Below are 860 nucleotides of genomic sequence, written 5' to 3'. Positions count from 1 at the left end.
GTATAGACGGAGACAACGGCATCCAACGTCAAATCTACCAATGCCAAAAACTGCTGGGCAATCTGCAAAACATTGAGCCGCGCTTTGCCGAAAGTCTGAATATGCTGGCAAGTATTGAAGCTGAGTTGGGTGAAATCAGTGCCAATATGCGTGATGTGGCCGGTCGCAGCGACATCGATCCTAATGAATTAGCCGCACAAGAAAGCCGTATGGGCGAATTGATGAGCATGGCGCGCAAATACCGCATTGAGCCGGAAGAGTTGCCGCAAAAGTTGGCAGAAATTGACGAGCGCCTGCAAAACCTGCACGCGGCTGCCGATTTGGAAGCCTTGGAAAATACAGTCGCACGCAATCTTGCCGAATACCACGAAGCCGCGCATATTCTCTCCGCCATGCGTCATCAGGCGGCTGGTCGTTTGGGCGAAGAGACCACCGAGCATATGCAACATTTGGCCATGAAGGGCGCACGTTTTGACATCGTCTTGTTGCCGTCTTCGCCGACCGCACATGGTCTGGAGCAGGTACAATTCCAAGTGGCGGCGAATAAAGGCAATCCGTCCCGACCTTTGAATAAAGTGGCTTCCGGCGGCGAATTGGCGCGTATCAGCTTGGCTTTGCAAGTGGTTGCCAGCCAATACACGCAAGTGCCGACATTGATTTTCGACGAAGTGGATACCGGTATTGGTGGCGGCGTCGCCGAAATGGTCGGTAAAGCTTTGCGTGCCTTAGGTAAAAAACATCAAGTCTTGGCGGTAACCCATCTTCCTCAAGTCGCCTCTTGCGGTGAAAACCATTGGCAGGTCCGCAAGCATAGCGAAGGGGAGCAAACCGTCAGCGAAATCAGCGTGTTGAACCATCAT

Annotated in this window: 1 pseudogene; it reads left to right on the top strand. The window is 52.7% G+C overall.

The annotated features are described in order from the left end of the window. A pseudogene (locus ACTHUM_RS15705) lies at positions 1-860 on the top strand (DNA repair protein RecN); the annotation flags it as partial.

The sequence above is a fragment of the Neisseria sp. P0021.S006 genome (assembly GCF_051956895.1).
Note: the sequence above shows the minus strand (reverse complement) of the source record. Positions and strands in the feature narration are given on the sequence as shown.